Below are 24,372 nucleotides of genomic sequence, written 5' to 3' on the forward strand. Positions count from 1 at the left end.
TGGCAACTACCGACACGGCCAGTCAGTGGTGGTGGCAGTCCAGTGACCGTCAGCGGAGACCCGTCCATACGATCCGTTCGGCGAATCCGCCCCGCTGGCCGGCCTTGTCCCCGCGCACGCGCTCCAGTTGAGCCTTGTCGGTCCCCAGGTCGGCGGCGAGCGCGTACACGACCTCCAACACGTCCGCGAGCTCCTCGATGGCATTCTCATCGTCGGCAGCGAGAAACTCGCCAACCTCCTCGGCCAGCTTCTCCCGCAGCCGCAGGCGGTACTCGTCCGGCTCCGCCCGATAGGTGACCGGCTCCTCACCGCTCGCACGAATGATCTCGGGAATCCGATCCCTTACCAGCTTGGCGTCCGCACTCATCTCTTCCTCCGCACCGTCAAGGATCGATCGGCCGCGCGAGCCATCTCACGGGCGTGGACCAGTGCACCACACCGACAATGCCACTCCCAGCCTTACCGGATCACCGAACACCGCAAGCCTGGGTCGACGACCTCGCCGAGCGGTTCACCGCACTGCACATCGAGCCATATCCAACCTGACGATGCAGGTCAGTGGCGTGGTGAAGCACGCTCAGCCGTGCCGAGCGACCCCAGTGATGAGTTGTCGCGCCCGCACCCGTCATACCTACGACGGGCCACGACGAGACGGAAGGATGACTTGATGAGTGCGGACACATGGCTGGAGGAGCTGGGCATGAGTGGTCTGGGCGGGAGTGGTCTGGGCGAGGTCGACGAGCCGGCGTTCTCGGAGCTGGTGGAGCGGCACCGGCGGGAGCTGCACGTGCACTGCTACCGGATGCTCGGGTCGTTCGAGGATGCCGAGGACACCGTGCAGGAGACGTTCCTCCGTGCCTGGCGGCGGCGAGAGACCTTCGAGGGGCGGTCGACGTTCCGGGCCTGGCTGTACCGGATCGCCACCAACGCCTGCCTGGACCTGCTCGCCAAGTGCCGCCCGGAGCCTGCGACCGGCGGCGAGGTGCTGTGGTTGCAGCCCTATCCGGACCGGCTGCTCGACGAGCTGCCCGCGGGCGACGCGGACGAGCCGGAGACCGTCGCCGTGGCGCGGGAGACGATCGAGTTGGCCTACCTGGTCGCAGTCCAGCACCTCGCGCCGCGCCCGCGGGCCGTGCTGATCCTGCGGGACGTGCTCGGCTGGCCGGCGAAGGACGTCGCGGAGCTCCTCGGGGACTCTGTCAACTCCGTGAACAGCGCGCTGCAGCGGGCCCGCGCCGGCCTGCGGGAGCACCTGCCCGCCGAGCGGCAGGACTGGACCGGCGGCGAGGAGGACGCCGGGACACGCGAGCTGGTACGCCGGTACACCGACGCCAGCGTGGCCACGGACATCGACAGCATCGCCGCACTGCTGCGGGACGACGTCCGCTGCTCGATGCCACCCACGCCTGGCCTGTACGTGGGCCGCGACGCGGTCGTGAACGACTGGGTCGAGAGCGGCTTCGAGGGCATGAAGCACCTGCGCGCCGTCCTCACCTCCGTGAACCGGCAGCCCGCCGTCGCCTTCTACCTCTGGCAGGAGCGGGAGGGCGGCGCGTACCTGCCGCTGACGATCGACGTCCTGCGTGTCACCGGCGGGGCGATCACCGAGATCGTCACGTTCCACGCCGACCAGTTCCCGCGACTCGGACTGCCGGAGCGCCTGCCGGCGGACAGCACGGAGTAGTCCCGGTGTGCACGCTCGTCAGTCAGCGAACGATGGAGGAACGACATGGACAGCATGAATGACACCGGGGCCGTCGCAGGCCCGGCATCGAGCCAGACCAGCCACACCCACCGACTCCGTGGGCTCGCCGGCACCGGCTTGATCGCCACGCTCGCAGCGATGGGAGCCACCACCCTCGCCGCTGCGCTTGCCCAGGCCGTTGGCGTCGACTTCGAGGTCCCCGATGGTGGCGAGACGATCCCGTTGTCGGGGATCGCCGTGGTGACCGGCTTCTTCTCGGTCGTGGGCGTCGTCATCGCCGTCGCTCTTCTTCGTTGGAGCGCTCGCCCGGCCAAGCGATTCGTGTGGACGGCAGTGTCGCTGACCGCGATCTCGTTCGTCCCACCCCTCCTCTCCGGGGCGAACACCGCCACCACCGCCGCCCTTCTCGGGCTACACCTCGTCGCTGCAACGGTGATGATCCCCACTCTGACGCGGAGCCTCCGCACCCGAACCGATTGACGATCCCGCAACGGTGTCCTTTACCAGTTGCCCGCGGGGCTTGCCTTAGAAGACGGTGACGCCGATGCCGGTGAGGGCGAGTTGGAGCAGCGCCACCGGCACGAGGACCTGCCAGGCGAGCTTCTGCAGCTGGTCGGCGCGCATCCGCGGGAACGAGACCCGCACCCAGATCACCACGAGGGACACGAACGCCACCTTGACGATCGTCCAGATCCAGCCGATCGACTCCGGCCCCGGACCACTCCAGCCGCCGAGGAACAGCACCGTGGTCAGACCCGCGAGTACGACGATCCCGGCGTACTCGGCGAGCAGGAACATCGCGAACCGCAGCCCGGTGTACTCCGTGTACGGACCGAAGATCACCTCGGAGTCAGCGACCGGCATGTCGAACGGCGGCCGCTGCAACTCCGCCAACCCCGCAATGAAGAACACGACCATGCCGGGCAGCTGCCAGAGCAACCACCACGGGTTCCACGCGTGGGCGATACCGGTCAGGTTGAGCGAGCCGGCCGCGACCGCGACGCTCGCCGCGGACAGCACGAACGGAAGCTCGTAGCTCATCAGCTGCGCCGCGACCCGGAGCCCGCCGAGCAGGCTGTACTTGTTGCCGCTCCCCCAGCCGGCCATCAGCGAGCCGAGTACGCCGATGCTCATCACCGCGAGCACGAAGAACAGGCCCGAGTCGAGGTCCGCGCCGACGATGCCGGGCGCGAGCGGGATGGCGGCGAGCGCGGCCAGGTACGGCAGCAGCGCGACGATCGGCGCCAACTCGAAGACCCGCCGGTCCGCGGCGGTCGGGACCACGCTCTCCTTCTGGACGAACTTCACGCCGTCCGCGACCAACTGCGCCCAGCCGTGGAACGCGCCGGCGTACATCGGGCCGAGCCGTGACTGCATGTGCGCCATGACCTTGTGCTCGGCCTGACCGACCAGCAAGGGCGCCACCAGGAAGGCGACCAGGACGCCCACCACCCGCACCACGAACTCCAGCATGACCGCACCCTATCGACTCCGACTTGACCTCAACCAGCATTGAGGTCCAAGGGTGGGTCGCGTCAACCAGTTGAAGGAGACTCAGATGACCACAGTTCTTGTCACCGGAGCCACCGGGCGCGTCGGCCGCCATGTGGTCGCGGGCCTGCGCGCGGCGGGCGTGACCGTCCGGGCCCTCGTCCGTACGCCGGACCTCGCCGGGCTACCGCCGGACGTCGAACTCGTCCGCGGTGATCTCTACGACGAGGACGCCGTACGACGGGCTGCGGCCGATGTGGATGCGGCGTTCCTGCTGTGGCCGTCGTTCGACGCGTCCGGCGCGAAGGCCGTGGTCGGCCAGTTGCCGCGGCGAGTGGCGTACCTGTCCTCGCTCAACGCCTCGGACGGCGGCGTGTGGGGCGAGGTCGAGCAGTTGCTACGGGACGCGGGCAAGGACTGGACGTTCGTGCGACCCGGCGGTTTCGCCGTGAACGCGCAGGCTTGGGCACCGGAGTTCCGCGCCAGCGACGTCATTCGACTGCCCTACCCGGAGGCCGGTCGGTCGTTGATCCACGAGCGAGACATCGCGGCGGTCGCCGTACTCACGCTGCTGGACGACCACCACATCGGCAAGACCTACGAGCTCACCGGCCCAGAGGTCCTGACCCAGGCCGAACAGGTCGAAACCATCGCACGCGCGGTCGGCAAGACGATGCGCATCGAAGGGCTCACCGGCGACGAGGCCCGCCAGGCGATGCTCGACCAAGGCACCCCCGCCGCCATCGCCAACAGCGCCGTCACCTACTGGTCCACCCTCGTAGACAACCCCGAGCCCGTCACCACCACGGTCACCCAACTCACCGGCCGCCCAGCGCTGACCTTCGCCACCTGGGCCGACGAACACGCCGACGAGTTCCGCATCCTCTCCACCACCGAGGTCGCCGACCGCTACGTCAACGCCCTCTCCACCGGCCGGGTCGACGCGGCCCTGGCCCTGTCGGCTCCCGAGGTCGTCCGCGTAGCTCCCCTCGAGACCGACGGCGAAGAGATCGAGCTCAAAGGCGCGGAAGCCATCCTCGAGAACACCCGCCGTCTCAATGCTGACATCGAGTACCTGGGCGTCCAGCTCCTCGGCCCTCTCGTCCTCGACGACAGCTTCGCCATCCGCTTCACCTTCGACCAACTCAACGCCCGCACCGGCACCCGCAGCCGCACCACCAAACTGTCCCTCTGCACGGTCGACTCCGGCCGAATCACCCGCGAGGAAGTCTTCTACTTCACCCCACCTCACTCCTGACATCATTTGATATCGACCGAGGAGGTGAAGCCATGAGCGACATATTGATCCGCGACGTTCCGGAGGACGTTATCGCCGTGATCGACCATCGGGCCAGCCATCTGGGCTTGTCACGGAATGAATACTTGCGACGGCAACTCAGCCAGGATGCCGGGCGTTCGGACGTTCCGGTAACCACTGCCGACATGCGCAGCTTCTCCGACATGTTCCGCGATCTGGGCGACTCAGACGTCATGGACCAGGCCTGGTCGTGACTCCTACCGGTGGCTTGCACCTGGACAAGGACTTCGAGCTGATCGCCGACCTGACCGGCCAGCCGCTGGAGCGGCTCGACCAGACCTGACCTCACTCCTGAGGTGGTGGGTCCGCCTGTTGGCGGGTACGGCGTTCTGCTCCGGCTCGGCGTGGTCGGGCCGGGGTGGCGGCTGCTTGGGCCGGCGCCAAGGGGTCCGGGTCGGGGGAGCCGGGTGGTCGGGGTCCCCAGGTTTCGGGGTCGGGGACGCCGGGTGGGAGGGTGCGGCGGCGGCTGGGGGCGCCGGCGGGGGCGTGGTCGGATTCGCCGGGTTCCTTGGCGCCGGGCCAGGGTTTGGCGACGCGGGAGGCGAGGATGAACTCCTTGCGGAGCGGGTTGCCCTCGAAGCCGTCGGGAAGCAGCAGCGGGATCAGGTTGGGGTGGCCCTCGAAGGTGACGCCGAACATCTCGAAGGTCTCGCGCTCGTGCCAGTTCGCACCGGCGTACACCTCCGAGAGCGTCGCCAGCACCGGCTTGTCGCGCGGGATCAGCGTACGGACCAGCACATGCTCGACATGCGAGCCGCCCCAGAAGTCCGCGAGATGCGACACCACCCGGAACCCGTCGGTCAGCTCGTCCGCAGCACTCAGGAAGTCGAAGAACGTGAACCCGACCGCGTCCCGCAACACCTCGTGCGCCGCCACCCAGGACTCCGCGGGTACGTCGATCGTCACCGGGCCGAAGCTGTCCGCAACAGTCGCGGCGATCCCGGCGGTGGTCAGCGCATCCAGAGCGTCGTGGCTCAAGGCGTCACCAGGCCGCGGGTCAGCGCCGCGGCGGACGGTTCGTCATACCGGCTCGTCATGTTCTCGCCGGCGATCTTCTCCTGCAGCTTGAGGATCCCCTGCAGCAACGCCTCCGGCCGCGGCGGGCAGCCGGGCACGTACACGTCGACCGGGATGATCTGGTCGACGCCCTTGGTCACGCAGTACGAGTCCCAGTACGGGCCGCCCGAGTTCGAGCAGGAGCCGAACGAGATCACGTACTTCGGCTCCGGCATCTGGTCGTAGAGCCGCTTGATCGCGGGCGCCATCTTGTCCGTCACGGTGCCCGACACCACCATCAGGTCGGCCTGCCGCGGCCCGGGCGCGAACGGGATCACGCCCAGCCGGATGAAGTCGTGCCGGCCCATCGACGCCGCGATGAACTCGATCGCGCAACAGGCCAGGCCGAAGTTGAACACCCAGAGCGAGTACTTGCGGCCCCAGTTCAGCAGGTACCGAACCGGCTCGGGCGCGAGCTTCGCCAGCGCACCGACTGCCGGCCGCACCGTCGGCATCCCCAGCTCGGTCTCGGACATATGGTCAGCCTAGTCCGACAATCTCCTCCGCGAGGATCTCCGGGTACTCCAGCGGCGCGTAGTGTCCGGCCCCGTCGACGAACCGCAGCCGGACATCGCTGAAGAAGTCGTCCAGCCGGTCCGACCACGCCCGCGGGAACAGCGGGTCGAACTCCGGCCACAGCACCACCGTCGGTACGGCGATCCGGTCGTACGACGCCGGCGCCGTCTCGGCCGCCGACGTCGCGACCGACCCCGCACCCGCCCGGTACCACTGGATCGACGCCGTGAACGCACCCGGCGCCGAGTAGACCTCGACCAGGTGATCCAGCTCCGGCTCGAACCCCGGCCCGGACCAGTGGGTCCAGAAGTGCCGCAGATAGGAACGGACCGCCTCCAGGTTGCCGTCGATCAGTTCCTCGATCACCGGCAGCCGGTGAAAGGCCTGGTACCAGAACTCCGCCTGGGCCTGCTCGGAGAACACCCGCTTCCCGATCCCCGGCAACGGCGGCGCGACCACCAGGCCCTCGATCAGGTCGGGCCGGCTCCGGGCGATCCCCTGCGCGATCCGGCTGCCGACGTCGTACCCGGCCAGCACCGGACGGTCCAGTCCGAGCTCCTCGACCAGCCCGACCACGCTCCGACCCTGCGCGGCCACGCCGTACTGCGCAGGATCCAGCGACTGACTGTCCGACGAGCCGAATCCGCGCAGATCCGGGACCACCACCTCGAAGCCGCGCTCGGCCAGGATCGGCGCCAGCACCCGATAGTCGGTGCGGTCACCGGGCCACCCGTGCAGCAGAACCACCGCAGGACCGTCGCCGATTCGGTCGTAGGCCAGCCGGAATCCGTCCACCACGTTGCTCAGCATGTCTTCATTCTTGACCACCCGAGGGACCGGGCTTACGGTGATTGAACAGGACTGAACAGGTCCATTCCGGTGGGGAGACACCATGGCTGACCGGCTCGAGGTGCAGGAGACCCGCGCGCTCTCGGTGGAGAGCAACGGGCTCAACGTGATCGCGGAGGCCGAACGGAAGGGCCGGCCGGCGCAGCTGTTCTGGCCGTGGTTCGCGGCGAATGTCTCCGTGCTCGGCATCAGCTACGGCGCGTTCACGCTCGCGTTCGGGATCTCGTTCTGGCAGGCGGTGATCGCCGGGCTGATCGGGATCGTCTTCTCGTTCCTGCTCTGCGGGCTGATCGCGCTGGCCGGCAAGCGCGGATCGGCGCCGACCATGGTGCTCAGCCGGGCGGCGTTCGGTGTCCGCGGCAACAAACTGCCTTCGCTGGTCTCGTGGTTGCTGACCGTCGGCTGGGAGACCGTGCTGACGATCCTCGCGACGCTGGCGACCGCCACCGTCTTCGAGCGCCTCGGCTGGGGCGGCGGCGACCTGACGAAGCTGGTCGCGCTGATCGTGGTCGGCGTACTGATCGTGGCCTGTGGCGTGCTCGGGTTCGACCTGATCATGCGGGCGCAGACCGTGATCACCGTGGTCACCGGCGTACTGACGGTCGTCTACATCATTCTGGTCGCCGACCAGATCCACTGGAGCACCGTGTCAGCGCTGCCGAGCGGATCGGCACAGCAGGTCATCGGCGCGTTGGTCTTCCTGATGACGGGCTTCGGGCTCGGCTGGGTGAACGCGGCCGCGGACTACTCCCGGTATCTTCCGCGCCGGTCGTCGAGCCCCGGCGTGGTCGGCTGGACGACGTTCGGTGGCGCGGTGGCCCCCGTCGTACTGCTCGTCTTCGGTCTGCTGCTCGCGGGCTCGTCGGAGGACCTGAGCAAAGCGATCGCAGCCGACCCGATCGGCGCGCTGGCGGAGGCCCTGCCGACCTGGTTCCTGGTGCCGTTCGTGATCGTCGCGGTGCTGGGCCTGGTCGGCGGCGCGGTGCTGGACATCTACTCGTCCGGCCTGGCTCTGCTGTCGCTCGGCCTGCCGGTGCCGCGGTACGTCGCGGCCTTCATCGACGGCCTGGTGATGATCGCCGGGACCATCTACGTGGTGTTCTACGGCGGTGAGTTCCTCGCCCAGTTCCAGGGCTTCCTGATCACGCTCGGCGTCCCGATCGCGGCCTGGTGCGGCATCATGCTCGCCGACATCGCGACCCGCCGCCGCGACTACACCGACGACGACCTCTACACCCCCATCGGCCGGTACGGCGACATCCGGTGGCTGCCGGTGCTCACCATGATCGTTGCCACCGGCATCGGTTGGGGTCTGGTCACGAACACGTTCGCGTCCTGGCTGACCTGGCAGGGCTACCTGCTCGGCCCGTTCGGTCTCGGCGGCAAGGTCGGCGACTGGGCCTTCGCCAACCTCGGTGTCCTGGTCGCGCTGGTGGCCGGCTTCGTCGTGCAGCGGTTCGCCGGGGCGGCCGCCGTACGTCAGCAGGAGACGATCGCCTGATGGTGCTCGCGCTCATCGACCTGCAGCGGATCTTCGCCGACCCGGACTCCGGCTGGGCCACCCCGGGCTTCGACCGGGTGATCGAGCCGACCAAGGCGCTGATCGAGCTCTTCGCACCGCACTTCGTCTTCACCCGCTTCGTGGCCCCGGAGAAACCGACCGGTGCCTGGGCGCCGTACTACGAAGCGTTCCCGTTCGCCCTGCAGCCGCCGGACGCGGACGACTACCAGCTCGTCGACGAGTTCAAGGGCGCTCCAACGCTGGACAAGACCACTTTCAGCGCCTGGGGTCCCGAGCTGGCGGCCCGGTCGGACGGGCGGCTGGTCCTGGGTGGCGTGGCCACGGACTGCTGCGTGATCAGCACGGCCCTGGCCGCGGTCGACGCCGGCGTCCACGTGCAAGTGGTCGAAGAGGCGTGCGCCGGATCCACCGACGACAACCATCGCAAGGCGATCGACATCATGCGGCTGTACGCACCGATGCTGGAGATCGTCAGCGTCGACCAGTTGCGATGATGCGCCGGATCTCGTTGAAGCACGAGCGGGTGGCGGCGGTGCTGGCCCGGGAGATCCGGTCGGGCGTCGTACGGCGTGGTGCGCAACTGCCCGGGGAGGTCGAGCTGGCACGGCGGTTCTCGGTCAGCCGGAACACGGTTCGCGCCGCGCTCGCCGTACTGGCCGAGGACGACCTGATCACGACGCGCACCGGCAAGGGGTCGTTCGTACTGTTCGACGGGCGGCCGCTGGACGGGCGGCTCGGCTGGACCCATGCACTGTCCGAGCAGGGCGTGGAGACCCGGATGCGGACCGTGCGGATCGCGCTCGCGCAGGATCCCGACCTGGCCGACCGGGCCGGACTCGAGTCCCCCGACGTGATCGTGATCGAGCGGGTCCGGCAACTCACCGACGGTACGGCGATCTCGCTCGAACGCAGCCGGATCCCGGCGCTGGACGCGCTGCGCGACCTGCCCGGACGCGGCCTGGACAACGGCTCGATCAGCACCACCCTGAACCGCGCCGGGCTCTACCTCGACCACTGTGAGCAACGACTCCGTGGCCGCCCACTGAGCCTTGGTGAAGCCGAGCTCCTCCGCCGTCCGGAGGGAACCTGGTTCCTGCACACCACCCGCACCAGCTGGACCGCCGACGACCGCTTCGCCGAGTACGCCGACGAACTCCTGGACCCCGAACACTACGAACTAAGCCTCTCCTACGGCACCTAGCCCCCGCGCGCTGCGCAGCCACCTCTGGTCGCTCCGCTCCTCTTCGCGGCAGTCACGCGCGCTCCCACCCGCCCCCGGCTTATCGCCGGTGCACCCTTGCCGGCTGCCGCGGGCACCATACGGGCTGCCGCCCGCGATCGACCGCCTCGTGGTGCCCCCTACTCGTTCATGAGGCCGTCCTGTCGTTTCCGTGGGTCTCGGGCCCGCCTGGCGTTGTCCACCGATCAAGCACCGAGCCGCCGCCGCGACGCTCGACTGATGCACACCCAGGCGGAACGACAACCACCACCAGCCGGCGCCAGCGATCGGCGGCGAGCGGGGGCGGCGGACGGCGGCGGACGGCGGACGGCGGGCGGGCGGTGGGCGCGCGGGCGCGGGCGGCGGACGGCGGCGGGCGACGGGCGGCGGGCGGCGGACGGACGGTGCGCGGTGGCGGGCGGTGAGCGGTGAGTGGTGGGCGGGGATTTCGGGCCGGAGCAGGGACATGGGACACCAGGTCGGGACCGGGGACAGGTCACGAGGTGTCCCAAGCCCCGACCTGATGTCCGCGCCCCCGCCCGCCCAACGGCGCCTTGGACGGTGGAGCCGATATCCGAACGCGCGCCGGGGCGTTTGCGGGCGTCCAAGGGGAGAACCCCCGAGCCGAGGCGTTGTCCCGGCGTTGTGGCGTCTCGGTGGCTGCCCGATCTTGGCGGTGTCGACGCCGCTGTTGCGGGGATCGGTTCGGGTGCGGACCCGAGACACTCACCAACCCCAACCGTCAGCTCACCGCCGGCCCGGATCCGGGCGTGACCGGGGCAGGACCGCCTTGCTTGGTGAGTGTGCCAGCACCGCGGACTCGAGCCCGGACCCTGACCGAACCGGTTTCGGCCACAGCAGAGATCGACTTTGTGCACCAGATCCGTACCCGGAGGGCCGGCGCCGTACGGATCTGGTGCACAAAGTGACCGACCAAGCCAGCCCGGCCGGGGCAGCCAGGCGGCCGGGCGGGGGTGGCCAGGCGGGACTGTCGGACAGCCGGGCGGGGCTGTCGGGCGAGGCAGCCGGGCGGGGCAGCCGGGCGGGGCAGCCGGGGGCTGTCGGGCGGGGCTGTCGGGCGGCCGGGTGGCGGCGACCGGCGACCGGGGCTGGCGCAGTGGTGTCCGCTGGGTTGGGTTGGTCCCCGGGCACCCACGGAAACGACAGGAAAGCCGTTGATGAGTGAGTTCGACCATGCACGGCACACCTCACTACGAGGCGGTCGTCGTGGGGTGGCAGCTCGCAAGTGCTGAGGCGGTAGCCCGGAAGGACCGTCGGGTGGGGTGGGAGCCGCGCGGAGTGGCGCGTGGGGTGGTCCGTAGGCGGTCTAAGGCGGTTGTTGCCGGGGGCATAGGGATATGTGCCGATGTGGGGGTCCTCCTCAGGCGCGCACTGTCTTCTCATCGACAAGCTCCCGGAGGAGATCAGCATGTTCTTCCACTCGACCGACTCACTCCAGGCAGAGATCCGCTACCGGCAGGACCGTATCCGGCGCGATTTCCAGCGCCCGGCCTGGTTCCAGCGCAAGCCCAAGCCGCAGATCCCCGTGCCCTGCGCGCCCGAGCTCCGCGCACGTCCCGCGATGTGACCGCGCGAGCGCCCCCGCAGATCCCCACCCCGCGGCGCGACCGGCTCCCTCGAGCCGGTCGCGCCGCCCTCATTTCCAGGCTCCCTAGACACCACTTACGCAGTACCTAGGGCACCTAAGGGCGGCTGAGGTCCGGGGATAGGGAGGAGTTCCGATGTGCGGGGCTACCTCAGACGAGCAGATTGAGGGTGTCGGCAGGAAGCCGGCGAGAGACCAGGAGGAACAGCAGATGTTCACCAACGAATCGGTCAAGGCAGAGGTCGACTACCGCAGGCAGCGCCTCGCCCGTGACTACCGGCAGCACCGGACCACCCCGACCCGCCGGAACCTCGTCCACCTGTTCGGCCGGAAAGCCTGAAGGGAGGCACACCATGTTCATGACACCTCAGTCGATCAAGGCGGAGACCGCCTACAAGCTCGAGCGGACCAAGCGCGAGTTCCGCACGACGAGCCGCCGGGCACGCGCGGCGCAGGCCGAGCGGCCTGAGCCGGGGCTCGCCCGCCCGGCCGACCGATACACCACGGCGGCATGACCGCCGGGACCGCCGTCCCTGATCCGGAAGTTGCGATCAGGGACGGCGTTTTCACGTCCGCGAAGGCTCACCGGACGGGATGCCGTCGATTTGTGTCGGCGCCAGGGGCGAAAATGGACGACGTGCCCTGGACTTCGACACCTCTCGTCGGCCGCTCGACCGAGCTCGCCGCACTGCTGAGCGCCGTGGACGACGCCAGAACGCGTCGCGCCGGCGCCGTTCTGCTGTCCGGTGACGCCGGCGTCGGCAAGACCCGGCTGCTGGACGAGGTGGCGACCGGCGCTCACGAGCGAGGCTTCGGCGTCCTGGTCGGGCACTGCACCGACTTCGGCGACGCCGGCCTGCCGTACCTGCCGTTCACCGAGATGTTCGGCCGCCTGGCCGGCGACCGGCCGGACCTGGTCGAGAGCGTGCTGACCAACTTCCCGGCGATCGGGCGGCTGCTGCCCACCCACCGCCTGATCGGCGCCCAGCCGGCGCCGCAGGAGGGCCAGCTCGACCGGGCCGCGCTGTTCGACGCCGTCCTCGGCGCGTTCACCGCGCTGTCCACCAGCGAGCCGCTCCTGGTGATCATCGAGGACGCCCACTGGGCCGACGACTCGACCCGGGACCTCATCGGTTTCCTGATCACCCGGCTCACCTCGCAGCGCCTGACTCTGGTGGTCTCGTACCGCAGCGACGACCTGCACCGCCGGCACCCGTTGCGCCGCCCGATCGCCGAGTGGTCCCGCAACCCCCGGGTGCGCCGGGTCAACCTGCTCCCCCTGGACGCCGACGAGTCCCGCGTCCTGCTGAACTCGCTGCTCAGCGAGCCGCTCTCGGAGACCGAAGTACGGCGCATCCTCGACCGCGCCGGTGGGAACGCGTTCTTCACCGAGGAGCTGGCCGCCGCGGCCTCGATGGGCGACGGCGACTGCGTACCGCCGGATCTGGCAGATCTGCTGCTGGTCCGGCTCGATCCGCTGTCCGACGACGCCCGGCAGCTGGCCCGGGTGATCGCGGTCGCGGGCCGGCGCGTCCCGCACGATCTGCTCACCGCGGTCGCGGACCTGCCCGACCGCCAGCTCGACGACGCGCTGCGGGAGCTGATCGACGCCCACATCATCGACGTACCGACCAGCGATCGGTACTACTTCCGCCACGCCCTGCTCGCCGAGGCCGTGTACGACGACCTCCTGCCGGGTGAGCGAGTCCGCCAGCACGCGGCGTACGTGCAGGCGCTGAAGAACCAGACCGTCGCGGGTACGGCGGCTGAGCTGGCCGGTCACGCCACCCGGTCGCACGACCTGGCGACCGCGTTCGAGGCGCGGGTGCGGGCCGGCCAGGAAGCCATCTCCGTCGCCGCCCCGCAGGAGGGGCTGAAGCACTACGAGATGGCCCTCGAGCTGTTCCCGAACGCGTCGCCGGACAACACCATCGACAAGACCTGGTTGATCGTCGACACCGCGCTGGCGGCCACGCTGTCCTCGCAGCACCTGCGGGCGCTCAAGCTGCTCCGGAAGGCGCTCGCGGACCTGCCCCCGGACGCGCCGAAGCTGCAACGAGCCCAGCTGTTGCTGCCGCTCGCGGACATCGCGTTGATCATCGACCAGGACCAGGAGGCCAACGAGGCGGTTTCGCAGGCGCTCAAGCTGGTGCACGACGAGCCGTCCACCGTCTTCAAAGCCCAGGTCGCCTCGCTGTACGCACGGGTGTCCGACGCGCTGGGCCGGCCGATGGAGGCCGAGCGCTGGGCCCACAAGGCGCTGGAGATCGCCCGGGAGGCCGGACAGGAGTCCGCGGCCGGCGACGCCGGCATCACACTCGCCCAGCTACGCCGCCGGGCCGGTGATCCGGAGACCGCCGCCAAGCAGTTGGAGGAGGCCGCGATCCGGGCGCAACTCGTCGGGGACCCGGCCGCCGAGGTGCGGAGCCGGTTCCTGCTCGGGTCGACGCATTACGAGCAGGGGGATCTGCTCAACGCGAAGTCCGTGCTGTCGTTCGCGATGAAGCGAGCCGGTGAGCTCGGGCGGCAATGGGCCGTGTACGGATTCGACGCGCGCCGGATGCTGGCGCTGACCCAGTTCATGCTCGGGGAATGGGACGAGGCGACCGCGACCGCTCGGACCGACTCGATGACACCTGCGGCCTCGACGGCGGCGCTGCGAGCGGTCGAGTTCGCCGTCCGGAGTGGGCGCGGCGACACGGCGGTCGCGGAGGAGCTCGAGCGGCTGCGCAAGTGGTGGGACCTCGACGTGATGCTGCCGATCATCGGGCTGCAGCCGGCCGTGGACGCCTACCTGCAGCTGGGTCACCCGGCCGAAGCGGGAAAGCTCATCGCGGACGTCTCGGCGCTGTGTGCCGACGTCTTCCAGGCGGAATGGTTCCTGGCGCGGATCCGGTTCGCCGCGCTCGGGATGCAGATCCTGTGCCATCGGGCCGTCGGCGAGCCATCGTCTGCCGCGGAGCTCGTCTCGCGCGGTGCCGCGTTGCTCGCCGATGGACAGACGACAGCGGAGAAGGGTCTGCCGCCGGGGCGGCTGATGGGCGTCGAAGGGCTGGCCTGGCTCGCGCGGCTCGAGTCGGAGTGGGAGCGACTGCGGTGGCTGGCCGGGGTCGATGCGCCGACGCCTGCGGACCATGTCTCCGCGTGGGAGCGGACCGTGGACGCCTTCGGGTACGGGTACACCTTCGAGCAGGCGTGGTCGCGGGTGCGGTTGTCGGCCGCGTTGCGCGCGGCCGGGCGGGTCGCGGAGGCGAACGAGCAGGCGGCGCTGGCCGCCGAGGTCGGGCGTGAACTGGGCGCCAAGCCGTTGCTGGACGAGATCGGTGGCGTCGACACCGGTGGCGCGGGTGCGCTGACGTCGCGGGAGACCGAAGTACTGGCGCTGCTTGCCGAAGGGCGGACCAACCGGCAGTTGGCCCGGGAGCTGTACATCAGCGAGAAGACGGTCAGCGTGCACGTCTCCAACATCCTCGCCAAGCTCGGCGTCCGCTCCCGCACCGAAGCCGCGGCGGTCGCCCGTCGCGACGGCCTTCTCGACAAGGACCAGTAGGCAGCCTGCGTGGCCGCGTCGGCGGCCGGGCTGGCCGGCCTCGGGCCGCTCACGTTCGGCGCTGTGCGGGCCACCGAACATGAGCGGCTCTGGGCGGAACCCGGGTGGGGACCGGGCGATCTTGAGTCTGTCTAGCCGTGCTTCCGGCGCGTGCCGTGAGCCTGTTCATCGCCAGGATCGAGCCGACGGGCCCGGGCCTGCGCCAGCTCGTCGCCGGGCAACCCATTCCGGCCGGCCAGCGCGATTCGGCCGGCGAACCCAGGCCGGCCCGCAAGACTGGTCAAGCCGGCGAGGCCGGGTGGTCTCCCCGCGCCGGGCTGACTGCCGTGCGTCGACCCGTCGAGCCGAGTGATGTCATTGAAGACGTGGCGAGCGTGCCGCATTCGCGCGACGGCCAGCAGTACCAAACCGGTCGCCGCGAGTGCGATCAACACCCACAGTTGCCACGACATAGCCTCACCGCCCCGTACTCACTTCGTTCCCCCGTGTAATCACCATAGACCCGGACTGACCGCTTGGCGACCGGCTGTGCGCATTCCGTTATCCCGGGCGATTCAAACTCACGTTTGTTGCCAATTGCAATCACAAAGGGTGATCGGGCAACAAGTCCGGGAGAGCGGGCGCAACTACCTTCAGTCACCACGCGGCGTGAGGCGGCCGCCGCGAAACAGATACGCCGCGCGACCATCCTTTGGTTCCCTGAACGCCAGCACTTCATGTACTCCATTCCCGGGTTCGGCAGTGATCAACCGTGATTCGTCCAATGGCACGAGCCGGGTCCGCCGGGGTTCCGGTAGCAGTACCTTCGCCGCGTCGCTGACAGCCTCGTCCAGCAGCCAGAACTCACCGTCCTCGACGCTGACGGTAGCCCTGGCCAGGACGCCGTCATACCGACCGGTCACGAGGTCGGCCGAGATCTCGACCGGCTCGGTGGGCGGCACCGGCCGGGCCGGCAACTCGATCCCCGCGGTCTCCCGCAAGATGTGCCCGACCAGTTCGTCGTACAGCGCCGCGGTATTGCCGCCATTGGTGAGCAGCGCGACGGCCACGCCCTTGTCCGGGACGAGACGGAAGAACGCGGACTGGCCGATGGTGCCGCCGTCGTGACCGTAGACCGGGCCGCCGTCGAGCGTGAAGATCATCCAGCCGAGACCCCACTGATCGGCCATCTCGCCGGTCGGCGGCACGTCGACCTGCGGTTCCCACAGGCGATCGATGGCGGCCCGGTCGAGCAGCGTCGCATCCAGATAGGCACGGCCGAACGTGATCAGGTCGCGCGCGCTCATCGCCAGCAGCGAACCGGCCGGGGCCATCGCATGCACGAGACTCCACACCGGCGCGGCCTGCAGCGGCGCATCCGGAGTCGGCCTGACATGTCCGACCGCGGCACGGTACAGCAGCGCCTCGTCCGGGATCGTGGCCAGGCACTGCAGCTCCAGAGGTACGCCGATGCGTTCGCGGACCAGCTCATGAAACGGCTTCTCGCGCAGCACCTCGGCGATCCGCCCGAGGACGACGAAGCCCGAGTTGTTGTAGGAGAATCCGGCACCTGGCGGAACCTCCTGGGCCAGGCCGGGCAGCACGTCGCGGACGAACAGCTCGACAGCGTCGTCACCGCGGGACGTCGGCGTGAACGCGTCGCCCGAGAAACCGGCCGTGTGCGTCAGCAGATGCCGCGGCGTGATCGACGCGGCCGCCGCCTCGTCCGCGAGTTTGAACTCCGGCAGGTAGCCCCGGACCGGCCGGTCCAGCTCAATCTTGCCCTCGGCAACCAATTGCATGATCAGCGTGGTCGTCCACAACTTGGTGATCGAGCCGACCTGGAAGATCGCGTCGGTGGTCGCCTCGACGCCGGTGTTCAGGTTCAGGATCCCCGCGGCCGTCGCACTCACCTCGCCGTCGGCCAGGACGGCGATCGAGGCGGCCGGGACGTCATGCTTGTCGATCAACCGGGCGAGATTCTCGTCGAGCCAGCTCTGCACGATGTCACTCCTCGAGTGGTCGTTCATCGATCCCCGTGGCGCGACCCAGGGTAGCCTCGGGCCGATGAGAGTTCTGTCCGCTGAGGATGTCCGTCGTACCGTCTCGATGAGTACGGCGATCGACGCCGTACGGGACGCGTTCCGGGAGCTCGCGGCGGGGAACTTCGTGTTGCCGGCACGGCAGATCTTCGGTGACGGGAGGGTGCTGGTGATGTCGGCGTACCACACGCCGACCGGGACCGCGGTGGTGAAGAAGATCGGCATCGCGCTCGACCAGGTGCCGGCGATCCGGGCGACCGTGATCTGGACCGGCGCCGGTGAGCAGCTCGTCGCCGATGGGAGCTCGATCACCACCCTGCGGACCGGCGCCGTTGTCGGTGTCGCCACCGACCTCCTCGCCCCCGCGGACGCGACCCGCCTCACGCTGATCGGGACGGGCGCTCAGGCCCCCGACCAGATCCGCGCGGTTCTCGCCGTACGACGGATCGCCGTCGTCACCGTCACCGGACGGTCGGCCGACCGTGCCGCCGCCCTCGGCCAGGAGCTGGCCGACGAGTTCCCGGACGTCAAGTTCACCCCGAGCACGAGCATCGACGACGCGATCGCGGACACGGACATCATCTGCTGTGCCACGTCGACAGCCACTCCACTCTTCACCGCCGACGCCCTCCCTGACCGCGTCCACGTCAACGCGATCGGCGCCTTCCGCCCGACCATGCGCGAACTCCCCCGCGACCTCCTCGCCACCGCGTCCACAGTCCTGGTCGACCAACGCGTAGCAGCCCTGGAAGAGTCCGGCGAGATCATCGACGCGGTCACGTCAGGCGCCCTGCAAACCTCAGACCTGGTCGAGCTAGGCCCAGCCCTCGCCAACCCGCCGGTCCCAACCGGCCGCACAGTCTTCAAATCCGTAGGCGTAGGTCCCCAGGACTGGGCCATCGCCGCAGCCCTCGCCCGCGCTTAGCGACTGCGTGCAGCTCGACAGGACGTATACGCCCACTGCCGGCCACATCACGCCTCAGCACGCAGGGAAACCGCCTCGCCCCCCGGACACATCCTGTCGAGCTGCACCGCACCCGCCGCACCCACCCGTGCCCGGATGACCGAGCGGGCGCAGCCTCGCTCGCGGTCAGGTCCAGCGGAGGACGCCCTTGCGGTAGGCGTAGAGGAGGCCGACCGCGACGAAGGCGATGAAGACGAACATCTCGATCAGCGTGGCGAAGCCGAGGGTGACGAAGATGGTGGCCCAGGGAAAGAGGTACACGGCGTCGACGGCGAAGATCACGTAGAGGTAGGCGAAGAGGTAGTAGCGGATGTGGACCTGCGCCCAGCCCTCGCCGACCGGGTCGACGCCCGACTCGTAGGTCTTGAGTTTGCCCTCGGTCGGATAGGTGACGGTGAGCGCCTTGTTCAGCGCGAAGGCGCCGATCAGCCCGACCAGGCCGAGCGCGACCACCGCGAGGACGACGCCATAGCTCTCCGACACGAGCAGCAGCTTAGTTGGTGCAGAGCATGATCGAGTCGACCGCGACGTATGGGCCGTAGCCCGAGCGGACGTCCGCGACCTGCAGGCGCAGCCGGGTCACGCCGAGGATCTGGTAGTTGAGCCAGGTCTCGGTCTCCTGCTTCATCAGCACCGAGGTCATCGCCAAGGTCTGGTTGTGCAGCGACACCCGCGCGGTGCCGTCGGTCAGGTTGCCCAGCCAGTTCCGCACGTAGCTGCAACCGGTCGAGTCCACGTCGCCCCAGACATAGCCACCCTTGTCCGCGAGCACATCGGCCTCGGCCCGCCGGGGTCCTTCGTTCGGCGGGATGACGGTGAACTGCGGCCGCCCCTGCCCGCCCGTGGCCAGCAGCCCCTTCTTGAAGATCCCGCGCCATACGTAGTGCTTGAAGCTGATCATCGGCGAGAGGGCCGCCGGGTACGGCGCCCGTGCCCCGATCGCGATGCGATACGTCCGGACCGACCCCGGCTGCACCGTCTTGATCGTCACTCTGCCGCCGGACGAGTAGCCATGCGCGACTTCCTGCCATCGGCGAGCGGACGGGATCCACTGGTGCAGCGGGATCCGCGTGCCCGCCTTCGGCGCCGGCGACAGCGTGCCGATCACCGTGATCACGCCCTTGGTCGAGTCCGTCGTCCGGATGCTGGAGATCTTCGCGGTCCGCGCGGGGGCGGCCACCGACGCCGGGGCCACCGCGGACGCCGTACTGCCGAGACTCAGCGCGCTGCCTGCCGGTGCGATCGGAGCGGCACAGCCGACCACCGCGACGGTCAGCAGTCCGGCGAGAACACGGAAACGGCGACGGCCCATGGAGACTCCCAGCGGGTGGATCACAACGTGATGACGACACCCTGCCGGTTCTCACTGCGGATCGCAAACGAACGGCTCCGCAGTGTGACACTGGAGGATTTCGCCGTACCCGACGGATGCGGTCCCCTAACACTGCGTCCCAGGCTGTGGACCACCGGGGCTTCCGCATGGTTCTGTTCTAAGGGCGAACTAATATTGGGGTTATCGCCCTGGACGGGGGGATCGACGTGCCGCCCACGAAGCGGTAGGCCGACCCAAGCTTCGACTTGGAGATGAACAGAACAGTGACCATCGAGGTCAAGCAGCTCGACCGCGTGGTGATCCGCTTCGCCGGCGACTCCGGCGACGGGATGCAGCTCACGGGGGACAGGTTCACAGCGGAAACGGCGTCGTTCGGCAATGACCTGTCGACGTTGCCCAACTTCCCAGCAGAGATCCGGGCACCAGCCGGAACCCTGCCGGGCGTGTCGTCGTTCCAGCTCCACTTCGCCGACCACGACATCCTGACGCCTGGTGATGCGCCCGATGTGCTGATCGCGATGAACCCCGCGGCCCTCAAGGCGAACCTGCGCGACGTCCCGCGCGGCGCCACCCTGATCGTCGACACCGCCGACTTCACCGCCCGCAACCTGAAGCGGATCGGGTACGACGAGAACCCGCTGGAGACCGGCGAGCTCGACGGCTACCACGTCGTACCGCTGAACCTGACCGGCATGACCGTGGAGTCGGTCAAGGAGTTCGGCCTGACCCGCAAGGACGCGTCCCGGGCGAAGAACATGTACGCCCTCGGCCTGGTGTCCTGGCTGTTCCAGCGGCCGGTCGAGTCGACGATCACGTTCCTGGAGACCAAGTTCGCGTCGAAGCCGGCCATCCGGGACGCGAACATCGCGGCCTTCCGCGCGGGCTACAACTTCGGTGAGACCGCCGAGGAGTTCTCGGTCCGGTACGAGGTGAAGCCGGCCCACATGGCCACCGGCACCTACCGGAACATCTCCGGCAACCTCGCGCTGGCGTACGGCCTGGTGGCGGGCGCCCAGCGGGCCGGCCTGCCGCTGGTGCTCGGCGCCTACCCGATCACCCCGGCCTCCGACGTGCTGCACGAGCTGTCCAAGCTCAAGCGGTTCAACGTCACCACGATCCAGGCCGAGGACGAGATCGCCGGTGTCGGCGCGGCCCTGGGCGCGTCGTTCGGTGGTGCGCTCGGCGTGACCACGTCGTCCGGCCCGGGCATCAGCCTGAAGTCCGAGACGATCGGTCTCGGCGTGATGCTGGAGCTGCCGCTGGTCGTCTGCGACATCCAGCGCGCCGGTCCCTCGACCGGGATGCCGACCAAGACCGAGCAGGCCGACCTGCTGCAGGTGATGTTCGGCCGCAACGGCGAGGCGCCGCTGCCGGTCGTCGCGGCCCAGTCCCCCGCGGACTGCTTCGCGATCGCGATCGAGGCGGCCCGGATCGCAGTCGCCTACCGCACGCCGGTGATCGTGCTGTCCGACGGCTATCTGGCCAACGGTTCCGAGCCGTGGAAGGTCCCGGTGATCGAGGACCTGCCGACGATCGACCCGAACTTCACCCTCGAGCCGAACTCGACCGATGCCAAGGGCGAGCCGGCGTACCTCCCCTACCTGCGCGACCCGGAGACCCTGGCCCGCGCCTGGGCGATCCCCGGTACGGCGGGCCTGGATCACCGGATCGGTGGTCTGGAGAAGGAGGACAAGACCGGCAACATCTCCTACGACCCGGCCAACCACGACCTGATGGTCCGCACCCGGCAGGCGAAGGTGGACGGCATCGCCCGCTCCATCCCGCCGATCGAGGTCGACGACCCCGACGGTACGGCGAAGGTGCTGGTGCTCGGGTGGGGTTCGACGTACGGCCCGATCGGTGCCGGTGTCCGCCGGGTCCGTAAGGTCGGCGGCAAGGTCGCGCAGGCCCATCTGCGGCACCTGAATCCGTTCCCGTCGAACCTCGGCGACCTGCTGAAGTCGTACGAGAAGGTCCTGGTGCCGGAGATGAACCTGGGCCAGCTGGCGATGCTGCTGCGGTCGAAGTACCTGGTCGACGTGGTCTCGTACGCGCAGGTCCGGGGTATGCCGCTCGGCGCGGCCGAGCTGGCCGAGGTGATCGGCAACCTGGTCGAGGAGACCGAGGGCATCGACGACGACGCCCGGCACCTGGGCGAGGCCGCGGCCAGCCTGACCCATGGCGAAGCACTGCACACGGAGCCGAACGGCCGGTCCAACGGCCAGTTGCACCACCCGGAGGGAGCACGATGAGTACGGTCGATCTCGGCCTGCCGGGTCTGCCCGGAGGTCTGAAGGGCGTCCCGGCGGCGACCGAGCCGCAGAACCGCAAGGAGTACGTGTCGGACCAGGAGGTCCGCTGGTGCCCGGGCTGCGGGGACTACGCCGTACTCGCGGCCTTCCAGGGCTTCCTGCCCGAGCTCGGGATCAAGCGCGAGAACGTCGCGATGGTGTCCGGTATCGGCTGCTCGTCCCGGTTCCCGTACTACCTGTCGACGTACGGCATGCACTCGATCCACGGCCGCGCGCCGGCGATCGCGACCGGGCTGGCGGTGTCGCGGCCGGACCTCAGCGTGTGGGTCGTCACCGGTGACGGCGACGCGCTGTCGATCGGTGGCAACCACCTGATCCACACTCTGCGCCGCAACGTGAACATGAAGATCCTGCTGTTCAACAACCGGATCTACGGCCTGACCAAGGGCCAGTACTCGCCGACCTCGGAGCCGGGCAAGGTGACGAAGTCGACGCCGATGGGCTCGGTGGACAACCCGTTCAACCCGGTCTCGCTGGCGCTCGGGGCGGAGGCGACGTTCGTGGCCCGCACGGTCGACTCCGACCGCAAGCACCTCACGTCGGTGCTACGGGCGGCCGCCGAACACCGCGGAACGTCGTTCGTGGAGATCTACCAGAACTGCCCGATCTTCAACGACAACGCATTCGAGGCGTTCAAGGACCCCGAGACCCGGGACGACGCGATCATCCCGCTCGTGCACGGTGAGCCGATCCGGTTCGGCAAGGACGGGCGGCTCGGCGTGGTCCGCGACGGTTTCGCCTCACTGGCCGTCCGCGAGGTCGCGGACCTGCCCGGTGGCGAGGCGGACCTCGTCATCCACGATGCCCACACCGAGGACCCGGCGTACGCGTTCGCCCTGTCCCGGCTGACCGACGCCGGCGTCCTGCACCGCGCGCCGATCGGCGTCTTCCGCTCGGTCGAGCGCCCGGCGTACGACGACCTGGTCCGCCAGCAGATCACCACCGCCCAGGAAGCCCAGGGCACCGGCGATCTGCAGGCTCTGGTCACCGGCGCCGACACCTGGACCGTCAACTGATGAAGGCTCGGACGACTTTCTGAAAGCCGTCCGGGTCTTCCACCCACGGGTAGTGCGCGACACCGTCGAGCACTACCCGTTCTGCGTTCGGCAGCGCTTCGAGGAGGCTGTCCGTGACGTACGGCGGACGGAGGTCCTCGGCGCCGTGGATCAGCAGCGTGGGTACGGCGATCCGCCGACAGGCTGCTGCTCTCTCGGGTAGTGCGCGGAGCTCGGCGAGTAGGGCGTCGGCGCACTCCTGGTTGGGCTCGAAGCGGGGGGTGTTGAGTTGGCGGGCGTGGTCGAGGGCGGTCTCGCGGTCGGCGAAACCCGTTGAAATACGGGCGATCCAGGGGTCGTCGGATGGGATGTGCGCGAGCATCTCGGCGACGCGGACGCGGTACGTCGGCGGTGTGCCGTCGAGGCCGGTGCTCGAGACCAGGATCAGATGGGTGAGGTGGTCGAGGTGCGCTGCGGCGTACTGGAGGGCGAGGGCGGCTCCCCAGGAGTGGCCGATGAGTGCGACCTGCTCGTGGCCGGTGGTGCGGCGGATTGTCTCGAGGTCTTCGACGAAGCGGGTCAGGGTGTAGGGACCGCGGCGGTCTGAGCGGCCGGCGCCGCGCTGGTCCCAGCGGTGAAGAGTGAACCCAGGGAGTGCGAGGTCGTGGAACACATCCCACCAGCCGGGGCCGCCGTGGACGAGGACGACGGGTGGGCCGTCGCCGCTCACCTCGGACCAGAGCCGACAGCCGTCGTCAGTCCGCAAGTGAGGCATAGACGGCGGCTCTCAGTTCACGGCGAACGGGATAACTGGCAGACGGCCGCAACTGGGTCAGGAAGATGACGATCAGCTCATCCTCGGGTGACACGAAAAAGGCGGTCGAGGCCGCGCCACCCCAGAAGTACTCGCCGGGTGTGCCGATCGTCTGCGCCACCACCGGATCGAGCAACACCCCGAAGCCGAGCCCGAACCCCTGGCCCGCCCGCTTCGTCTCGCCGCCGAAGTCTGCGAACGCCGCGAGATCCTGACCGCCCGGCAAGTGGTTCATGGTCATGAAGCGCAGCGTCCGCGGCCCGATGATCCGGACCCCGTCGAGCGAACCGCCGCCGGCCAGCATCCGGGCGAACCGCAGGTAGTCCCCCGCCGTCGACACCAGCCCGGCGACCCCGGACAGGAACGACCGCGGCCGGGTGTAGGCACTCGTCAGCGGATCATCGGCGAGCTTGAACCCACCGTCGTCGTACGCATAGCTCGCGGCGAACCGGGAGATGCTTGCCTCAGGCACCGAAAACCCGGTGTCCGTCATTCCGAGCGGCTCGAAGATCCTGGTCTGCAGATAGCGATCCAGCGGCAGCCCGCTGATCACCTCGCACAACAGTCCCACCAGATCGGTGGAGATCCCGTAGATCCAGCGCGACCCCGGATCCGCCTGCAGCGGCAGCCCGGCCAGTCGGGCCGGGAGCTCCGACAGCGCCGCGTCCGAATCCATGCCGGTCAGCCCGGCCTCCTGATACAGCAGGCTGACCGGATGCTTGCCGTTCGACGCCGCGAGCCCCGACATGTGCATCAACAGATCCCGCACCGTCATCTCGCGACCCGACTCCCGCAAGCCATCGTCGTCGTACACCTTCGGGCGACCGAGCGCGGGCAGGAACTTCACCACCGGATCGTCGAGCTGGAACAGCCCTTCCTCGTACAACTGCATCAGGCCGAGGCTGACGATCGGCTTGGTCATCGAGTAGATCCGGAAGATGGTGTCCGCTCGCATCGGCCGGTCCCGCTCCACGTCGGAACGCCCGTACGCGTCGAAGCAGACCACCTCGTCCCGCCGGGCGACCACCGTGATCGTCCCCGGGCACCGGCCCGCGTCGACGTACCGCCGGGCCACCGCTGTGACGCGCTCCATCGAACCTC

General features: G+C 69.2%; 25 protein-coding genes. 14 read left to right on the forward strand and 11 right to left on the reverse strand.

Annotated elements, in window-relative coordinates; translation table 11 throughout:
* Nucleotides 1-49 precede the first annotated feature (49 nt).
* Nucleotides 50-367 (reverse strand): nucleoside triphosphate pyrophosphohydrolase, encoded by a 318-nt coding sequence (locus OG558_RS06630; protein ID WP_405069411.1) that lies wholly within the window; start codon nucleotides 365-367, stop codon nucleotides 50-52.
* A gap of 300 nt (nucleotides 368-667) precedes the next feature.
* Here OG558_RS06630 and OG558_RS06635 point away from each other — a divergent pair, with 300 nt between their 5' ends.
* On the forward strand, nucleotides 668-1,684 hold the full coding sequence (locus OG558_RS06635) for an RNA polymerase subunit sigma-70 (RefSeq protein WP_405069412.1): 1,017 nt from the start codon (nucleotides 668-670) through the stop codon (nucleotides 1,682-1,684).
* Nucleotides 1,685-1,729: 45 nt separating this feature from the next.
* Nucleotides 1,730-2,185 (forward strand): DUF6069 family protein, encoded by a 456-nt coding sequence (locus OG558_RS06640; RefSeq protein ID WP_405069413.1) that lies wholly within the window; start codon nucleotides 1,730-1,732, stop codon nucleotides 2,183-2,185.
* 45 nt (nucleotides 2,186-2,230) lie between these two features.
* Here OG558_RS06640 and OG558_RS06645 read toward each other — a convergent pair whose 3' ends face one another.
* Nucleotides 2,231-3,178 carry an NADH-quinone oxidoreductase subunit H gene (locus OG558_RS06645; RefSeq protein ID WP_405069414.1) on the reverse strand — a complete coding sequence of 316 codons (948 nt, stop codon included), beginning with the start codon at nucleotides 3,176-3,178 and terminating at the stop codon, nucleotides 2,231-2,233.
* An 85-nt stretch (nucleotides 3,179-3,263) separates the two neighbouring features.
* Between OG558_RS06645 and OG558_RS06650 the strand changes: the two genes are divergently transcribed.
* Nucleotides 3,264-4,454 carry an NAD(P)H-binding protein gene (locus OG558_RS06650; protein ID WP_405069415.1) on the forward strand — a complete coding sequence of 397 codons (1,191 nt, stop codon included), beginning with the start codon at nucleotides 3,264-3,266 and terminating at the stop codon, nucleotides 4,452-4,454.
* 32 nt (nucleotides 4,455-4,486) lie between these two features.
* Entirely contained in the window at nucleotides 4,487-4,708 is a 222-nt protein-coding gene (locus OG558_RS06655; RefSeq protein ID WP_405069416.1) for an antitoxin, read from the forward strand.
* A gap of 91 nt (nucleotides 4,709-4,799) precedes the next feature.
* Here the strand turns inward: OG558_RS06655 and OG558_RS06660 are convergent, their stop codons facing one another.
* Genes OG558_RS06660 through OG558_RS06670 form a run of 3 tightly spaced genes read right to left on the reverse strand, consistent with a single transcriptional unit; the run spans nucleotide 4,800 to nucleotide 6,896 of the window.
* The gene (locus OG558_RS06660) at nucleotides 4,800-5,492 is read right to left on the reverse strand and encodes an NADH-quinone oxidoreductase subunit C (RefSeq protein ID WP_405069417.1); all 693 of its coding nucleotides are present in this window, start codon (nucleotides 5,490-5,492) and stop codon (nucleotides 4,800-4,802) included.
* Complete coding sequence (locus OG558_RS06665) at nucleotides 5,489-6,046, reverse strand: NADH-quinone oxidoreductase subunit B family protein (protein ID WP_329482275.1); 558 nt, start codon at nucleotides 6,044-6,046, stop codon at nucleotides 5,489-5,491. Before OG558_RS06665 ends, OG558_RS06660 begins: the two co-directional genes overlap by 4 nt.
* Nucleotides 6,047-6,050: 4 nt before the next feature.
* Nucleotides 6,051-6,896 carry an alpha/beta fold hydrolase gene (locus tag OG558_RS06670; RefSeq protein ID WP_405069418.1) on the reverse strand — a complete coding sequence of 282 codons (846 nt, stop codon included), beginning with the start codon at nucleotides 6,894-6,896 and terminating at the stop codon, nucleotides 6,051-6,053.
* Nucleotides 6,897-6,978: 82 nt separating this feature from the next.
* Here OG558_RS06670 and OG558_RS06675 point away from each other — a divergent pair, with 82 nt between their 5' ends.
* The 7 genes from OG558_RS06675 (at nucleotide 6,979) to OG558_RS06705 (ending at nucleotide 14,832) form a co-directional block, all read left to right on the forward strand.
* Nucleotides 6,979-8,436 carry a purine-cytosine permease family protein gene (locus tag OG558_RS06675; protein WP_405069419.1) on the forward strand — a complete coding sequence of 486 codons (1,458 nt, stop codon included), beginning with the start codon at nucleotides 6,979-6,981 and terminating at the stop codon, nucleotides 8,434-8,436.
* Nucleotides 8,436-8,951 carry a cysteine hydrolase family protein gene (locus OG558_RS06680; RefSeq protein ID WP_405069420.1) on the forward strand — a complete coding sequence of 172 codons (516 nt, stop codon included), beginning with the start codon at nucleotides 8,436-8,438 and terminating at the stop codon, nucleotides 8,949-8,951. Before OG558_RS06675 ends, OG558_RS06680 begins: the two co-directional genes overlap by 1 nt.
* On the forward strand, nucleotides 8,948-9,658 hold the full coding sequence (locus OG558_RS06685) for a GntR family transcriptional regulator (RefSeq protein ID WP_405069421.1): 711 nt from the start codon (nucleotides 8,948-8,950) through the stop codon (nucleotides 9,656-9,658). Before OG558_RS06680 ends, OG558_RS06685 begins: the two co-directional genes overlap by 4 nt.
* Nucleotides 9,659-11,105: 1,447 nt before the next feature.
* Entirely contained in the window at nucleotides 11,106-11,264 is a 159-nt protein-coding gene (locus tag OG558_RS06690) for a hypothetical protein (RefSeq protein WP_329482280.1), read from the forward strand.
* Between the two features lie 229 nt (nucleotides 11,265-11,493).
* A complete protein-coding gene (locus tag OG558_RS06695) occupies nucleotides 11,494-11,622 on the forward strand; it encodes a hypothetical protein (RefSeq protein ID WP_405069422.1) in 129 nt (42 codons plus the stop codon).
* 13 nt (nucleotides 11,623-11,635) lie between these two features.
* Nucleotides 11,636-11,797, forward strand: a complete 162-nt coding sequence (locus OG558_RS06700) for a hypothetical protein (protein ID WP_405069423.1) — start codon at nucleotides 11,636-11,638, stop codon at nucleotides 11,795-11,797.
* Nucleotides 11,798-11,910: 113 nt separating this feature from the next.
* Nucleotides 11,911-14,832, forward strand: a complete 2,922-nt coding sequence (locus OG558_RS06705; RefSeq protein ID WP_405069425.1) for an AAA family ATPase — start codon at nucleotides 11,911-11,913, stop codon at nucleotides 14,830-14,832.
* Between the two features lie 131 nt (nucleotides 14,833-14,963).
* Here OG558_RS06705 and OG558_RS06710 read toward each other — a convergent pair whose 3' ends face one another.
* A complete protein-coding gene (locus OG558_RS06710; protein ID WP_405069426.1) occupies nucleotides 14,964-15,284 on the reverse strand; it encodes a hypothetical protein in 321 nt (106 codons plus the stop codon).
* 180 nt (nucleotides 15,285-15,464) lie between these two features.
* Entirely contained in the window at nucleotides 15,465-16,814 is a 1,350-nt protein-coding gene (locus OG558_RS06715; protein ID WP_405069427.1) for a serine hydrolase domain-containing protein, read from the reverse strand.
* A gap of 64 nt (nucleotides 16,815-16,878) precedes the next feature.
* Here OG558_RS06715 and OG558_RS06720 point away from each other — a divergent pair, with 64 nt between their 5' ends.
* Nucleotides 16,879-17,778, forward strand: coding sequence for an ornithine cyclodeaminase family protein (locus OG558_RS06720; protein ID WP_405069428.1), 900 nt, complete (start codon nucleotides 16,879-16,881; stop codon nucleotides 17,776-17,778).
* Nucleotides 17,779-17,943: 165 nt separating this feature from the next.
* Here OG558_RS06720 and OG558_RS06725 read toward each other — a convergent pair whose 3' ends face one another.
* Both OG558_RS06725 and OG558_RS06730 read right to left on the reverse strand, forming a co-directional pair.
* Nucleotides 17,944-18,300: an NADH-quinone oxidoreductase subunit A gene (locus tag OG558_RS06725; protein ID WP_329482287.1), complete on the reverse strand. Its 357-nt coding sequence runs from the start codon at nucleotides 18,298-18,300 to the stop codon at nucleotides 17,944-17,946.
* 10 nt (nucleotides 18,301-18,310) lie between these two features.
* Nucleotides 18,311-19,129: a hypothetical protein gene (locus OG558_RS06730; RefSeq protein WP_405069429.1), complete on the reverse strand. Its 819-nt coding sequence runs from the start codon at nucleotides 19,127-19,129 to the stop codon at nucleotides 18,311-18,313.
* 272 nt (nucleotides 19,130-19,401) lie between these two features.
* Here OG558_RS06730 and OG558_RS06735 point away from each other — a divergent pair, with 272 nt between their 5' ends.
* The gene (locus tag OG558_RS06735) at nucleotides 19,402-21,402 is read left to right on the forward strand and encodes a 2-oxoacid:acceptor oxidoreductase subunit alpha (RefSeq protein WP_405069430.1); all 2,001 of its coding nucleotides are present in this window, start codon (nucleotides 19,402-19,404) and stop codon (nucleotides 21,400-21,402) included.
* On the forward strand, nucleotides 21,399-22,478 hold the full coding sequence (locus tag OG558_RS06740) for a 2-oxoacid:ferredoxin oxidoreductase subunit beta (protein ID WP_329482290.1): 1,080 nt from the start codon (nucleotides 21,399-21,401) through the stop codon (nucleotides 22,476-22,478). Before OG558_RS06735 ends, OG558_RS06740 begins: the two co-directional genes overlap by 4 nt.
* Here the strand turns inward: OG558_RS06740 and OG558_RS06745 are convergent.
* Together OG558_RS06745 and OG558_RS06750 are read right to left on the reverse strand one after the other, a co-directional pair.
* A complete protein-coding gene (locus tag OG558_RS06745; RefSeq protein WP_405069431.1) occupies nucleotides 22,471-23,223 on the reverse strand; it encodes an alpha/beta fold hydrolase in 753 nt (250 codons plus the stop codon). The two genes, OG558_RS06740 and OG558_RS06745, sit on opposite strands and share 8 nt — an antisense overlap.
* A complete protein-coding gene (locus OG558_RS06750) occupies nucleotides 23,213-24,364 on the reverse strand; it encodes a serine hydrolase domain-containing protein (protein ID WP_405069432.1) in 1,152 nt (383 codons plus the stop codon). Before OG558_RS06750 ends, OG558_RS06745 begins: the two co-directional genes overlap by 11 nt.
* Between the last annotated feature and the right edge of the window lie 8 nt (nucleotides 24,365-24,372).

It is taken from the genome of Kribbella sp. NBC_01510 (genome assembly GCF_045040325.1).
Classification (GTDB): Bacteria; Actinomycetota; Actinomycetes; order Propionibacteriales; family Kribbellaceae; genus Kribbella.

Excerpts from the sequence above, each read along its gene's own strand:
- OG558_RS06655 (WP_405069416.1), top strand. The coding sequence starts at position 4,487 with ATGAGCGACATATTGATCCGCGACGTTCCGGAGGACGTTATCGCCGTG.
- OG558_RS06670 (WP_405069418.1), bottom strand. The coding sequence starts at position 6,896 with ATGCTGAGCAACGTGGTGGACGGATTCCGGCTGGCCTACGACCGAATC.
- OG558_RS06685 (WP_405069421.1), top strand. The coding sequence starts at position 8,948 with ATGATGCGCCGGATCTCGTTGAAGCACGAGCGGGTGGCGGCGGTGCTG.
- OG558_RS06650 (WP_405069415.1), top strand. The coding sequence starts at position 3,264 with ATGACCACAGTTCTTGTCACCGGAGCCACCGGGCGCGTCGGCCGCCAT.
- OG558_RS06665 (WP_329482275.1), bottom strand. The coding sequence starts at position 6,046 with ATGTCCGAGACCGAGCTGGGGATGCCGACGGTGCGGCCGGCAGTCGGT.
- OG558_RS06675 (WP_405069419.1), top strand. The coding sequence starts at position 6,979 with ATGGCTGACCGGCTCGAGGTGCAGGAGACCCGCGCGCTCTCGGTGGAG.
- OG558_RS06700 (WP_405069423.1), top strand. The coding sequence starts at position 11,636 with ATGTTCATGACACCTCAGTCGATCAAGGCGGAGACCGCCTACAAGCTC.
- OG558_RS06640 (WP_405069413.1), top strand. The coding sequence starts at position 1,730 with ATGGACAGCATGAATGACACCGGGGCCGTCGCAGGCCCGGCATCGAGC.
- OG558_RS06630 (WP_405069411.1), bottom strand. The coding sequence starts at position 367 with ATGAGTGCGGACGCCAAGCTGGTAAGGGATCGGATTCCCGAGATCATT.
- OG558_RS06710 (WP_405069426.1), bottom strand. The coding sequence starts at position 15,284 with ATGTCGTGGCAACTGTGGGTGTTGATCGCACTCGCGGCGACCGGTTTG.
- OG558_RS06720 (WP_405069428.1), top strand. The coding sequence starts at position 16,879 with ATGAGAGTTCTGTCCGCTGAGGATGTCCGTCGTACCGTCTCGATGAGT.
- OG558_RS06680 (WP_405069420.1), top strand. The coding sequence starts at position 8,436 with ATGGTGCTCGCGCTCATCGACCTGCAGCGGATCTTCGCCGACCCGGAC.
- OG558_RS06635 (WP_405069412.1), top strand. The coding sequence starts at position 668 with ATGAGTGCGGACACATGGCTGGAGGAGCTGGGCATGAGTGGTCTGGGC.
- OG558_RS06645 (WP_405069414.1), bottom strand. The coding sequence starts at position 3,178 with ATGCTGGAGTTCGTGGTGCGGGTGGTGGGCGTCCTGGTCGCCTTCCTG.
- OG558_RS06690 (WP_329482280.1), top strand. The coding sequence starts at position 11,106 with ATGTTCTTCCACTCGACCGACTCACTCCAGGCAGAGATCCGCTACCGG.
- OG558_RS06695 (WP_405069422.1), top strand. The coding sequence starts at position 11,494 with ATGTTCACCAACGAATCGGTCAAGGCAGAGGTCGACTACCGCAGGCAG.
- OG558_RS06740 (WP_329482290.1), top strand. The coding sequence starts at position 21,399 with ATGAGTACGGTCGATCTCGGCCTGCCGGGTCTGCCCGGAGGTCTGAAG.
- OG558_RS06705 (WP_405069425.1), top strand. The coding sequence starts at position 11,911 with ATGGACGACGTGCCCTGGACTTCGACACCTCTCGTCGGCCGCTCGACC.
- OG558_RS06730 (WP_405069429.1), bottom strand. The coding sequence starts at position 19,129 with ATGGGCCGTCGCCGTTTCCGTGTTCTCGCCGGACTGCTGACCGTCGCG.
- OG558_RS06735 (WP_405069430.1), top strand. The coding sequence starts at position 19,402 with ATGAACAGAACAGTGACCATCGAGGTCAAGCAGCTCGACCGCGTGGTG.
- OG558_RS06750 (WP_405069432.1), bottom strand. The coding sequence starts at position 24,364 with ATGGAGCGCGTCACAGCGGTGGCCCGGCGGTACGTCGACGCGGGCCGG.